At 34.0% G+C, this 12,640-nt stretch carries 12 protein-coding genes; 8 read left to right on the forward strand and 4 right to left on the reverse strand.

The genetic code is table 11. The features are described from left to right. Window positions 1-113 precede the first annotated feature (113 nt). Window positions 114-974 (forward strand): sigma-70 family RNA polymerase sigma factor, encoded by an 861-nt coding sequence (locus BW936_RS10225; protein ID WP_076548288.1) that lies wholly within the window; start codon window positions 114-116, stop codon window positions 972-974. 96 nt (window positions 975-1,070) lie between these two features. On the opposite strand, the gene BW936_RS10230 is transcribed toward BW936_RS10225, so the two are convergent. The 3 genes from BW936_RS10230 to BW936_RS10240 form a co-directional block, all read right to left on the reverse strand. Continuing rightward, entirely contained in the window at window positions 1,071-2,405 is a 1,335-nt protein-coding gene (locus tag BW936_RS10230; protein ID WP_076548289.1) for a DEAD/DEAH box helicase, read from the reverse strand. Between the two features lie 89 nt (window positions 2,406-2,494). Beyond that, window positions 2,495-3,064, reverse strand: a complete 570-nt coding sequence (locus tag BW936_RS10235; protein ID WP_076548290.1) for a hypothetical protein — start codon at window positions 3,062-3,064, stop codon at window positions 2,495-2,497. Between the two features lie 114 nt (window positions 3,065-3,178). Next, on the reverse strand, window positions 3,179-4,393 hold the full coding sequence (locus tag BW936_RS10240; RefSeq protein WP_076548291.1) for a patatin-like phospholipase family protein: 1,215 nt from the start codon (window positions 4,391-4,393) through the stop codon (window positions 3,179-3,181). 328 nt (window positions 4,394-4,721) lie between these two features. On the opposite strand from BW936_RS10240, the gene BW936_RS10245 reads away from it, so the two are divergent. From BW936_RS10245 to BW936_RS10275, 7 genes are all read left to right on the forward strand, one after another. Continuing rightward, window positions 4,722-6,782, forward strand: a complete 2,061-nt coding sequence (locus BW936_RS10245) for a tetratricopeptide repeat-containing sensor histidine kinase (RefSeq protein WP_076548292.1) — start codon at window positions 4,722-4,724, stop codon at window positions 6,780-6,782. A 210-nt stretch (window positions 6,783-6,992) separates the two neighbouring features. Further along, a complete protein-coding gene (locus BW936_RS10250) occupies window positions 6,993-7,577 on the forward strand; it encodes a TetR/AcrR family transcriptional regulator (protein WP_076548293.1) in 585 nt (194 codons plus the stop codon). A 1-nt stretch (window position 7,578) separates the two neighbouring features. Further along, window positions 7,579-8,250, forward strand: a complete 672-nt coding sequence (locus BW936_RS10255) for an NAD(P)H-binding protein (protein ID WP_076548294.1) — start codon at window positions 7,579-7,581, stop codon at window positions 8,248-8,250. A gap of 9 nt (window positions 8,251-8,259) precedes the next feature. Beyond that, on the forward strand, window positions 8,260-8,892 hold the full coding sequence (locus tag BW936_RS10260) for a nitroreductase family protein (RefSeq protein WP_076548295.1): 633 nt from the start codon (window positions 8,260-8,262) through the stop codon (window positions 8,890-8,892). A gap of 44 nt (window positions 8,893-8,936) precedes the next feature. Further along, entirely contained in the window at window positions 8,937-10,094 is a 1,158-nt protein-coding gene (locus BW936_RS10265; RefSeq protein ID WP_076548296.1) for an iron-containing alcohol dehydrogenase, read from the forward strand. 123 nt (window positions 10,095-10,217) lie between these two features. Further along, on the forward strand, window positions 10,218-11,117 hold the full coding sequence (locus tag BW936_RS10270) for an EamA family transporter (protein ID WP_076548297.1): 900 nt from the start codon (window positions 10,218-10,220) through the stop codon (window positions 11,115-11,117). Window positions 11,118-11,229: 112 nt separating this feature from the next. Continuing rightward, window positions 11,230-11,841, forward strand: a complete 612-nt coding sequence (locus BW936_RS10275; protein WP_076548298.1) for a DEAD/DEAH box helicase — start codon at window positions 11,230-11,232, stop codon at window positions 11,839-11,841. A gap of 7 nt (window positions 11,842-11,848) precedes the next feature. On the opposite strand, the gene BW936_RS10280 is transcribed toward BW936_RS10275, so the two are convergent. Continuing rightward, window positions 11,849-12,607 (reverse strand): patatin-like phospholipase family protein, encoded by a 759-nt coding sequence (locus BW936_RS10280; RefSeq protein WP_076548299.1) that lies wholly within the window; start codon window positions 12,605-12,607, stop codon window positions 11,849-11,851. Window positions 12,608-12,640: the final 33 nt, after the last annotated feature.

The raw sequence follows: 12,640 nt of genomic DNA on the forward strand, positions 1-12,640 counted from the left end.
TTGTGAAGTAATTATTTAATATTGTTAAAAAAATATCAATAAATATTTATTTTTATTAGGATTTTATCAAAAAATAGTTTAGTTTATAATAACGATAAAAACAGATATTATATATGAGGCAACTGAAGATCACTAAGCAAATTACCAACAGAGACACGAAATCATTAGAAAAGTATTTTCAAGAGATATCAAAAATTGATTTAATTACTGCAGATGAAGAAGTGGAGCTAACTAGAAGAATACGTGAAGGAGATCAAATTGCCCTAAATACATTAGTTAATGCTAACCTACGTTTTGTAGTTTCTACGGCAAAACAATATCAAGGAAGCGGATTACGACTTTCAGATTTAATCAACGAAGGAAATATTGGGTTGGTAAAAGCGGCAAAACGTTTTGACGAAACTAGAGGTTTTAAATTTATCTCTTATGCCGTTTGGTGGATCAGACAATCTATATTGTCTTCTATTTCAGATCAAGCTCGTATGGTTCGTATTCCTTTAAACAAAATTGGGGAGATAAGTAAAATCAATAAAGTATACGCTACTTTAGAACAATCTTTACAAAGACCACCAAGTACTACTGAAATTGCTAAAGAACTTGATATGAGCAGTACGCAAGTAAAACTAGCAATGAAAAATACAGGAAGGCATTTATCTATGGATGCCCCTTTTCAAGAAGGAGAATCATCAAATTTATATGATGTAGTAAGTAATAAAGATGCAAACCGACCAGATGCCAATATGATGATGGATTCTCTTAAAACGGATCTTAATCAAGCATTAAATACACTACCGAGTAGAGAAAGTGAAATAATTAAGCTTTATTATGGCATAGGTGAAAGTCACCCAAAAAGTTTAAGTGAAATAGGAGAGCTTTTTGATCTTACTAGAGAAAGAGTACGACAGATAAGAGAAAAGGCTGTTCGTAAACTGCGCAACAAGTCTCAAAATGAAATGCTGAAGGCATATTTGTAAACTACAGATCCTTATATATAAAAAATCCGACTTACAAAGTCGGATTTTTTATTTGGTAGCGTATTGTAGAATAATCTTTTTATTGTAATCGTTAGCTTATTTTTTCTTTTTTGGCTCTTCCGGCTTTATATGTAAACTAGTATTTTGCGCTATGTGGTTTGCCAATATTTTCTCTACCAGCTCTTCTTTGGTCAAGTGATGAAATATGGTTTTCACTTTAGTTTTAAATTCTTCTGATATTTCCCGGTTAGGTTTGGTCTTAAAGATTTTCTTTGCCCAAAGTAGGGTGTTGTTTTCTTCTATACTCTGTGTATCTGCCTTTTGGAATTTAGAGAACGATATGCCCAATTCCTTTTCAAAATCAAAAACTTCGGCAACCTCTTCTTTTTGTAAGATGGTCAATGAAAGGCCCTTCGCTCCTGCTCTAGCTGTACGTCCACTTCTGTGAACATAGGCATCATAGGTGTCTGGTAAATGGTAATTGACTACATAACCCAATTCTTTAACATCTAAACCACGAGATGCCAAATCCGTCGCCACAAGAATATTGATATGCCCCTCTCTGAACTGACCCATTATGCGGTCTCTGATGCCTTGAGATAAACTTCCATGTAATGCTCCAGAAGAAAATTTATTAATGGCTAGTTTTTTGGCTAGCTTATTTACTGCAGCTTTCGTTTTACAGAAAATTATACCTTGTTGTCCCTCTTTTGTATTTAAAAAATGCATAAGAACCTCTAATTTCTCAATAGGTTCTACAACCATATATTTGTGGTCAATACCTTTATGACCAAGGGTAGCCATATCTGCCTCTTTATGTACAACATGTTTAGACATGTAGTTTTGAACCAATTGTTTAATTGCTCCAGACATGGTAGCGGTAAAGAGAAATGTACGTCTAGTTTTAGGAATGCCGGCAATAATGGTATCTAAGTCTTCTTTTAAGGCAGTGACCATTTCATCGGCTTCATCTAAAACCAAATACTTCAATTTTTTAATATCTAAAGCTTCACGTTTCACCAAGTCCACCAATCGACCAGGGGTAGCCACAACAATTTGAGTAGGTGTTTTAAGTCGTTCTATCTGCGGTTTTATTGGAATACCACCACATAGCGCAGCAATAGAAATATCAGATTCGTTAGATGAGTATGCTAATAAGTTAGCCTGTATCTGTTGCGCCAATTCTCTAGTAGGTGCTAAAATTACCGCTTGTACGGTCGTACTTTTAGTATTGATCAATTGTAATAATGGCAAACCAAAAGCAGCAGTTTTTCCGGTTCCGGTTTTTGCCAAAGCAACAAGGTCATCTTTTTGATCAAGAATAACGGGAATACATTTTTTCTGAATATCGGTAGGTACGGTAATCTGTAATTCTTCTAGACTTTTCTGTAAATTATTAGAAATTCCTAAATCTGAAAATTGGCTTGACATAACATAATTTTCGTCAAAGATAGGTACAGTTATTCAGGGAGTAACAATAATCTGTTTATAAGTGATGTAGATTTCTGATAATGTCCCATTTAATCTTGCCAGCCCCAAGGAGCATCTGGCGTTGCAATGGGGTTGGTAATATCCATTACTACTTTAAAAACTCTGTCAGAACCAAGTCTTCTCAAATTATAGGTAAATGTGGTGTCATCTAAAGTAATCCACCAAACATTTGTTGCCGCACCCGGAATCATTTTTTGGGTAGCCACATCGGCAGGAAAAAACTGAATATCTGCCTTACCGGGATTACTTGCGGTACCACCATAAAAATTTACTTCATCTTCACTGCCATCTTCATGTCTATGATCATGTTTTAAGGTAAGAATACCATCATTTTTGGTTAAAATCCATGTTCTTGATTTGTCATCACCTACAAAAAAAGGAACTTTAATTTCTGTATCTGAACATGATTTAACATGCATAACTAGTCTTTTTCCACCAAAGTTTTCATCTTCTTCAGGTAATACTAGACTTCCTTCATATGCCTTACCGCAATGAGATTGTAACGTATTCCAAAATACTTCTGAAGGAACGTGTTCTTGCCCCAATACAGGAAAAGGAATTAAAAAAGTAATACTGTAAAGAATCTGTTTTAATGTCATGTTGCTGAGTGGTCTAGTTTTTCAAAAATAAGAAAAAACCATTGTTGAATTTTCGTGTATCCTTCCTAGGGTTGTTTAATTCAGAAAATAAACATCTCTAGGTTTCAATAAAAACTAAACAGCCTCATCCCACTGAATCCACCTGTCCATCCCCTCTTGGTACCATTTATCTCCTTGTAAAAGCGTTACATCATTAGTACGTTCAATCTTAAACTCAATGGGCTGGTTGTAAAGTTGCCCAGCTTTCCAAGCATTAAAACAGGCAATGAGTGTATCAATTTCTTCATCCTTGGTCAGGTCCATATCCATTTTGTATAGTTGTTGAATTAAAGGAATAACAGCTTCTGGGCTGTGGGCATCATAATGAATTAATGGTGATAAACGTATAATTTGCTCGTTTAGATTTTTGCCCGTTGCAGCTTTTAAAAACATCATGGCAATATAATTGGCAGTATCTGGCGGTTGGTATAAAATGGTTTTTGCTTGGTGTAATACCGTTTCTTTAAAGAAATTGAATTGAGGTTTCCACTTAGAAAAAGCAAATTTCTTTCTTCTAAATATTAATGCGACCTGTTTCCAATCCCAAAACTCTTTTTTGGCATCGGCAGACATAAGCGAATTACTTGTGCCTAGGGAAACAAGGCGTATGCTCTTTAAATCTACGTCCAATTTGTAGGCTTCAATGATTCCTGCTAGAATGGGGTTGTTAAATCCGCCTAAAGCACCATCCCATAACTCATAGAATATATCACTTCCTTGTGCTTTAAAACGTGCAGGAAAATCGAAATATTGAACAGGAGCGTTTGATGATCCGTTTATAGCCTGAGTTAGCTTAACAGAATCGTAAGAATCAGGATTTGTGGAGAAGGACTTAAAAAATTTAGCTCGGTTATTTAAGGCGTCATAGGTAGCAACCACAAGTTTAAGTGACTCTTTACCAATAAATTTAGGAAGCTTGTCCATCTGAATTTTATCAACTTGCGGAAACAATTGCTCAAACGCTTCTTTTTTACGTTTGGCGCTATATTTGGGGCCAAATCCGGCATTGAATAACCCCAGATAATCCACCGGAAAATAGCGGTCTTTAAAGGTGTTTTTATGAAAAATGAGTTCTCTGTTCTTTTGTTCCTTAAATAAAGATATTGCTTTATCTATGGTATAATTTTCAGCAAGAGCTGCTAAAACAATGCTACCACCAGAATTAGCAATAACCAGATCAAACTTTTTAAGTATTTGGTGACCCTTACTATTTCCATACCTATCTTTTAAGGTAAGCAATTGAATAATTGCCCAGCTACCACCGCCATCAAGAGAAAGAATTTTATACATTTTTTTGAGGACACTAAGTTTAAGGTAATTGATTCTAATTAAGAAACAAAAAAGTACGAGGGAACTACCTTGAATAGAATAGCTAAAAATAAAATAATTTGAAATACAATTTGTATAGAATGTTCTTAGAAACTTTGAGGTTTTAGTGTTATTCTATATTTAATTTAATAAATTTCAACAAACAAATGGAAAATCAATATCTTATTAAGTTAAGAATAAACAATATTGTTTTACAAATTGGTTATCGCTACCTGACTAAGAAAAAGGCAAGAATTTTATTTGTTATGTTCTTTTTAATAGACGCAAAAAATTATCTTAAATTTTAAAAATGCTAAAGAAGTATTATTTGTCCAAAAAATATTACGCCATTCCATTTGTTTTAGCCTTCTTTTCAATAGCGTCTAATATACTTCTTGCACAAACCCGTAATGATGATTTTCTAGAACTTAAAAAATTAAGAACCTCACCAAACTTTAATCCACTAACAGAAGCTTATATTGACCTATTAGCCAGAATAGGAGCAAAAGCTTTTTTATATAAACCAGACAGTACATTAATATATTTGAACGAAGCCTATGCATTAAGCAAGAAAATTAAGTATGTAAAGGGGCAGTCTAAAATATTAAATAGTTTGGGCAATTATTATATTCATAAAGGTCATCTTGATCAAGCGTATGAAAAACTTCAAAAATCTTTAGCGATTGCCGATAAAAATAATTTACAGAACGAAAGAATTGATGCGCTAAATTATTATGGAGGAGCGTTGTGGCAAGAAGGTAAAAATGAGTTGGCCTTAAGCAAATACCTAGCGGCCTTACCTATTGCTGAAAAGGTGAATGATGTATTGATGATGGGGGTGCTTAATGGTAATATAGCTTTGCTATATGATGATAAGAAAGACTATGATACCGCCCTGTTATTTAATGAAAAATCATTAAAAATTAGCAAAGCAAATAATTTGGATATTGCTGTAGCACAGGCACTATTAAATAGGGCGGTAATATATAAAAAGCAAAAAAAATATGCCTTAGCTGAAAAAACCGTAAACGAATGTATTGCAATTTTCCAGGAAAATAAGAATATAGATTGGCTAACCTATTCCTATATGGAAATAGGAAGTATTGCCATTGAACAACACCATTATTTAGAAGCTCAGAAATGGTTTGAAAAATCAATTAAGATTATTGATGAAATCGATTTAATTATAGGTTATACCAAAGCATATTTGGGAATGGCTAAATCTTACTTTGGAATATCAAATTTAGAAATGGCCGAAACCTATGCCCTTAAAGCCCTTAAAGTATCTAAAGATCTAAATAAGTTTGAATCTATAAAAGAGACTAATCTTGTTTTAGCCCAAATATATCACGACAAACGGAATCACTTAAAGGCTTTTGAGTATCAATCTAACTATATTAAAATGTTAGAAACAACAGCTATAGATGGAATGCAAAAGGGACTTAACGCATTACGTAGTGAAATTATCTTTGAAAATCAGAAACAAATTTTAGTGGACGAAAATGAAGCTGCAATTCAAAAACAAAGAAACTACATTTTTGCAGGAATAGTGGCTTTTTTAGTATTATTAATTGTTCTATTATTAATTTACAGAACACAAAAAATACAAAGAAAATTTAATATTCAATTACAAAAGCAGCAGCAAGTATTGCTAAAGCATGAGGGTGAATTAAAAGAGGCCAATGCTACTAAAGATAGGTTGTTCTCTATTATTGCGCATGATTTAAGAGGACCTGTAAATTCATTTCATTCCTTGATAAAATTATATGTAGATAATGGCTTAACAAAAGAGGAAATTGATATGATTTTTCCAAAGGCATTACAAGAAATTACCAGGATTTCAGATATGTTGAACAATCTTTTAATATGGGCAAAAACGCAGATGTTTGGTTCTGTAAATAATCCTAATAACTTAGACCTTAATTTTTTAGTAAATGAAAATATAGAATTGTTACGTCCATTAGCTCAGAAGAAATCAATTACTTTAATAAATAATTTTCCAGAGAGTATTATAAGTTTCAGTGACGGAGATCATATTAATATTGTACTAAGAAATTTAATAAGTAATGCTGTAAAATTTACCAAAGAAAATGGAGAGGTTATCTTAAATGTTATGGAATTGAAAGAGAAGTATCAAATAGAAATAAAGGACAATGGTCTTGGAATGACAAAGGAAGTCCAAGCTAAACTTTTTGATAAAAATACCACTGAAACTACCTATGGTACCAGCAACGAAAAAGGAACAGGTATAGGTTTGCTTCTAAGTCAGGAAATGGTAATTGCAAATGGTGGAGAGATTTGGGCAGAGAGTTCTCTTGAAAAGGGTACTTCCATTTTTTTTACGGTCCCATTAAAATCCAAAACAAATTAGTTTTTTAAGCCCATATCCTTCTTTCTCTACATTCCTAGACGTTGTTAAAAATAGACCATTGCTTTTTATATTTAAACCGCTAGTCTTGTCTTATGAGGTAATAATTAATTCGGTTTATTATTCAGAGCTATAGTTTTACGTAATTAAAGTTCTGTTAAAAAAAAGAATGAACGTTCATTTTTAGTAACTTTGCCCTAAGATATTTTAGACATGGCAGCACTTCAAAAAAGTATAGACAAACGTAATGCACTAATTAATGCAACGATTAAGCTTGTGAATAACAATGGGTTTCATGCAACGCCTATGAGCAAGATAGCAAAAATGGCCTGTGTTTCTCCTGCGACTATTTATCTCTATTTTGAAAATAAACAAGATTTGGTAAATAGGACCTATGTAGAAGTTAAAGCGAATTATACGGCTTACGCTTTTGCAACATATGATGAAAAAATGACCGTAAAAGATGGGTTTGAGGTTATTTGGAAAAGGATAGCAGAATTTAAGTTAAAAGAAAGCGCAAATGCAATGTTTTTGGCTCAATGCGATAATACCCCAATGATTGATGAAGCCAGCAGACAAGAAGGTATTAAACATTTACAGCCATTACTAGATCTATGGAAACGTGGTATTAGCGAAGGCGTAATTAAACCCATGTGCGACTACATGCTATATGCATACACTATAAATCCTCTTTCCTTTCTAATGATAGCGGAAAACCGAGGTTCCATATTATTAAACGAAGAACAGTTGACCCAAGCATTTAATGCTGCTTGGAGCAGTATAAAAGTTTGTGATTAGTATGAAAAAGACAGCTATAATTTTGGGAGCTTCAGGTTTAACCGGTGGTTTATTATTAGAAAAACTAATAAGTGACGATAGGTATATAAACATAAAATTATTTTCAAGGTCACGAATTGAAGGTTTGCCAAATAAAGTACATCAATATATAGGTAACTTATTAGAGCTTGACCAGTTTAAAAAAGAATTTACGGCAAATGAAGTGTATTGTTGTATAGGTACCACAGCTAAGAAAACACCAGATAAAAGGCTTTACAGGGCTATTGATTATGGAATCCCTGTGGCGGCAGCCAAATTGGCTAAGGAAAATGGTATTTCTACTTATATAGTTGTTTCTGCAATGGGTGCAAATAAGAAGAGTAAGGTTTTTTACAACAAAACAAAAGGCGAAATGGAGCAAGATGTTGTAAACCAGAATATACCTGCCACTTCCATTTTAAGACCATCATTAATTGGAGGTGAAAGAGAGGAACAAAGAGTGTTGGAGAAAATAGGTATAATCGTTTTCAAAGTATTGCAACCACTATTAATTGGTCCATTAAAAAAGTACAGATTAGTTGATGCGGGTACTATAGCACTAGCCATGATAAAACTAGCAAATAAAACAGGTAATTCAGATGTAGTTGTTACATCTAATGAAATAGAAAAAATAGCAAAAACGAACTTGAGATAAGATATAAAAATGGAATTAATAGATAAATTAAATTGGAGATATGCCACTAAGGCAATGAACGGTAAAAAAATTGCTGAAGATAAAGTAGAACGGATTTTAGAGGCAGCCCGACTTGCACCTACGTCAAGTGGGATGCAACCATTTGAGGTTATAGTGATCAAGAATCAAGATTTAAAAGAACAGATTAGACCAGTAGCATGGAATCAATCTGTGATTACGGATTGCTCTCACCTTTTGGTTTTCGCCGCTTGGGATAATTATACCGAAGATAGAATCAATTATATGTTCGACTTCACCAATGAAATCCGTGGTTTTAAAAATGATGGTTGGGAAAATTACCGTAAAATGCTATTAGATATGTATCCGCAGCGAGATGCGGAAGAAAACTTTAATCACGCCGCAAAACAAACCTATATTGCTTTTTCACAAGCAATTGCAGCAGCGGCATTTGAAGAAGTAGATGCAACCCCTGTTGAAGGTTTTGATCCAGATAAAGTAGACAAGATTTTAGGCTTGCGGGACAAAGGACTACGTAGTGCTGTGCTTTTACCATTAGGGTATAGAAATGAAAGTGAAGATTGGTTGGTGAATTTGGTAAAGGTTAGAAAGCCTATGCAAGATTTAGTAACCGTTATAGATTAATCCATCAGAAAAATAATACATAATAAAATATTAAATAGAAGAGAATGAACAATTTTGAATATAAGAATCCCACTAAAATTATTTTTGGGAAGGATACGATAGAAGAATTAGGTAAAGAATTACCCGAAGATGCAAAAGTGCTAATGCTCTACGGGGGCGGTAGTATTAAGAAAAATGGTATCTATGAGCAAGCTATGACTGCATTGTCAGGCATTGAGGTTGTAGAATTTGGAGGAATTCCTGCCAATCCTGAATACGCAATTCTGATGAAAGCCTTACATCTTATTAAAGATGAAAAGATTACATATTTATTAGCTGTAGGTGGTGGTTCTGTAATTGACGGTACCAAATTTTTATCTGCCGCAGCTGTGTATGATGGCGATACCCCATGGGATATTTTAACGAAAAATATAAAAACAAAAAAAGGAATGCCTTTTGGTACTGTTCTAACTTTACCGGCAACAGGTTCTGAAATGAACTCTGGTGCGGTGATAACTAGAGAAGAGACAAAAGAAAAATTAGCCATGGGCGGACCAGGATTATTCCCTGAGTTTTCAATTTTAGATCCACAGGTCATAAAATCTATTCCTGAGCGTCAATTGGCAAACGGAATTACAGATGCTTTTACACATGTATTAGAACAGTACATGACCTACCCCATAGACGCTTTGTTACAAGACAGGTTTGCAGAGAGTATTCTACAAACGTTGATTGATGTAGCTCCAAAAGTTTTGAAAGACCCAACGGATTACAAACCAGCTGCAGATTTTATGTGGAGTTGTACAATGGCCCTCAACGGATTAATACAACAAGGTGTTCCAGGAGATTGGGCAGTTCATATGATGGGGCATGAGTTAACTGCATTGTTCGGTATTGATCATGCACGAACCTTAGCGGTAATTGCACCAAGTCATTACAAGTACAATTTTGAAGCTAAAAAAGAGAAGTTGGCGCAGTACGGTGAACGTGTTTGGAACATTACCGAAGGTAGCATTGAAGACAAAGCTTACGCGGCTATTGAAAAAACCGAGGCATTTTTTCACGAATTGGGAATTGATACCAAATTATCCGATTATACAAAAGAGTACGAAGGTACTGCCGAAGAAATTGCCAAACGTTTTACGGAGCGTAATTGGAAATTAGGAGAGCGTCAAGCGTTAATGCCAGAAGACGCACAGAAAATAGTAAAAATGGCTTACTAAGTTCATTTCATACAAGTTTTTTATGGAGAGCTGCCTTGAAAGGCAGCTCTTTTTTGTTGAATAAAAAATACAAATAGTTATGTCTATGGTCTAATTATAGAAAACAATATCTTCGCGCGCATTATGTGGATGTATCTCGGACTTTTAGCGGCTCTTTTCTTAGGATTACACAACTTATGCAAGAAACACGCGGTACAAGGTAATGACGCTTTTTCCGTTCTTTTAGGCACATTGGTTGCCGGATTTCTATTGTTTTTACCCTTATTTATTGGTTCAAAATATTACCCTGAAGAACTACAGAACATTGATTTGTTTGTATCTAGTATTTCTCTGAAAACACATGGGTTTATATTTATAAAGGCAATGATTATGGCTTCATCATGGGTGCTGGCATATCAAGCTTTAAAACATTTACCAATTACCATAGTAACGCCGATACGTTCTGCTGGTCCGTTTTTTACTTTTATCGGGGCAATTTTCATTTATCAAGAGCGTCCAAATCTCTGGCAGTGGATCGGTTTTTTTCTAATTATTTTTTCTGTTTTTCTATACTCTAGAATTGGAAAAAAAGAAGGTATACATTTTAAAAGTAATAAATGGATATATGCTATTGTAGGAGCCACTTTTTTAGGTGCATCAAGTGGTTTGTATGATAAATTTTTGATACAAAGTTTAGCGTTAAACCCTCCTACCCTTCAGTTTTGGTTTTGTACCTACACCATGTTAATTATTGGTATGGTAGTACTTTTTACACGTGCTACAAACCCCAATTTAAAAGGCTCTTTTAAGTGGCGGTGGACCATACCCATGGTGGGTCTTCTTTTACAGACTGCAGATTATTTTTATTTTAAGGCATTACAAGACCCAGATGCATTGATTATGCTTTTATCTGCCATAAAAAGGAGTCAGATACTGATAGCGGTCGTTGTTGGCGGATTTATTTTTAAAGAACGGAACAAACGTAAGAAATTGGTGCCATTGGTAGGTATTATGCTGGGTGTCTTCCTTATTTTATATTCATAAAAAGATGATTTTTTTTAGGCAACAGGAAAATACGGAATTATAATAATGATTGCCCATTTGTAGGCTGTATCTTTGTATCATAGCCGTTTATTTAATTAGTTAAGCTAGCAATATGTCATTTAAAAAATTGAATCCGCACTTATTAGAGCGTTTAGAATATCTTTCCATTACAGCACCAACTTCATTTCAGAAGAAAAGTATACCTGTTGTAAAAAGTGGAGCTAATGCATATTGTACCGCTCCAAAAGATAGTGGTAAAACCACTACTTTGATATTGACCACGTTACAGAAGTTAAAATGCAAAGCAGAAGGTAATGCCCCAAGAGCTGTAGTGGTCGTAGAGAATAAAGAGAAAGTATTGGAACTTTATGACAAGTTTTTTGAATACACTAAGTATACGGATGTTAGGCTTTATGCAAGCTATAAAGAACTACATATTGATATTCAAAAATCTGAAATTTTTGAAGGTATAGATGTACTGATTACCACTCCTACAACCCTACACAAATTGTTTTTATTAAATGGCGTAAGTACATCACAATTAAAGATATGCAGTATAGATGATGGTGATTTTTTAATTCAAAAATCAGATTATACGGCAATGATTACGGTTGCACAAAGTATCATGAAATGTCAGTATGTAATATACTTGGAAAAGATGCATCCTAAATTAGAACGTTTTCAGGATTTCTTTATGGAGCGCTCCAATCATGTGAAGATGTAAATTGCCTTTATGTATACCCTTGTTCTTGAAGTGTTTTGATCGTACAGTTATAGCCGATATCAAAAATTAAATCAATTTTTCTCATATCAAAAGTGGCAAATTCACAAAGTTCTTGGGGAGAGATTACAAATTCGCAATCTGTAAATTTGGCAAGGGATTCTGCAGCAGATTTAATTTTATATGCGCGGTCTAGAACATTATAAGAGTGTTTTAAATCTGTGATTTCAACAGGTTTTAAGGCATTTACATAACTCCCAATTATTTTGTTGCAGGTAGGTATTAGTGGTTCTACGGGAAAATTATTAAGTACGCCCCCATCAATATAATAAGAGCCATTAATAGCTATTGGCGAAAACATACCAGGAAAAGTAGCAGATGCCAAAACTGGTTTAATTAACTGACCCTTATTAAAAATAACCAATTCGCCCTTGATGATATCGGTTGCAGTTATAAATAATGACTTTGGTAAAGAATTAAAATTATCTTGCGGAAAGAATTTTTTAAACTCGTCATAAAATTTTTCGGTGTCTAATATTCCAGGTTTATTCCTAGCAAATTTTTGGGTGTGGAAAATGGGAATTACTTTAAAAAACTCTATTATTTCTGACCATCCAATTCCACCTGCATAAAGCGCTCCAACAACAGCACCAGCACTAGTGCCAGAAATATAATTAGGAAAAATGTTATGCTCTTCCAAGGCTTTTATCACGCCTATATGGGCTACACCTCTTATTCCTCCGCCGGACAGTACTAAACCAATATTCATTGTTAGTTATTTTTTGTATCCATTATTATTTAA

The sequence above is a fragment of the Maribacter ulvicola genome (assembly GCF_900155985.1).
Classification (GTDB): domain Bacteria; phylum Bacteroidota; class Bacteroidia; order Flavobacteriales; family Flavobacteriaceae; genus Maribacter; species Maribacter ulvicola.

Bases quoted from the DNA above. Each gene is read 5' to 3' on its own strand.
- BW936_RS10280 (WP_076548299.1), bottom strand. From the start codon at position 12,607: ATGAATATTGGTTTAGTACTGTCCGGCGGAGGAATAAGAGGTGTAGCC.
- BW936_RS10250 (WP_076548293.1), top strand. From the start codon at position 6,993: ATGGCAGCACTTCAAAAAAGTATAGACAAACGTAATGCACTAATTAAT.
- BW936_RS10230 (WP_076548289.1), bottom strand. From the start codon at position 2,405: ATGTCAAGCCAATTTTCAGATTTAGGAATTTCTAATAATTTACAGAAA.
- BW936_RS10240 (WP_076548291.1), bottom strand. From the start codon at position 4,393: ATGTATAAAATTCTTTCTCTTGATGGCGGTGGTAGCTGGGCAATTATT.
- BW936_RS10265 (WP_076548296.1), top strand. From the start codon at position 8,937: ATGAACAATTTTGAATATAAGAATCCCACTAAAATTATTTTTGGGAAG.
- BW936_RS10225 (WP_076548288.1), top strand. From the start codon at position 114: ATGAGGCAACTGAAGATCACTAAGCAAATTACCAACAGAGACACGAAA.
- BW936_RS10260 (WP_076548295.1), top strand. From the start codon at position 8,260: ATGGAATTAATAGATAAATTAAATTGGAGATATGCCACTAAGGCAATG.
- BW936_RS10235 (WP_076548290.1), bottom strand. From the start codon at position 3,064: ATGACATTAAAACAGATTCTTTACAGTATTACTTTTTTAATTCCTTTT.
- BW936_RS10270 (WP_076548297.1), top strand. From the start codon at position 10,218: ATGTGGATGTATCTCGGACTTTTAGCGGCTCTTTTCTTAGGATTACAC.
- BW936_RS10275 (WP_076548298.1), top strand. From the start codon at position 11,230: ATGTCATTTAAAAAATTGAATCCGCACTTATTAGAGCGTTTAGAATAT.
- BW936_RS10245 (WP_076548292.1), top strand. From the start codon at position 4,722: ATGCTAAAGAAGTATTATTTGTCCAAAAAATATTACGCCATTCCATTT.
- BW936_RS10255 (WP_076548294.1), top strand. From the start codon at position 7,579: ATGAAAAAGACAGCTATAATTTTGGGAGCTTCAGGTTTAACCGGTGGT.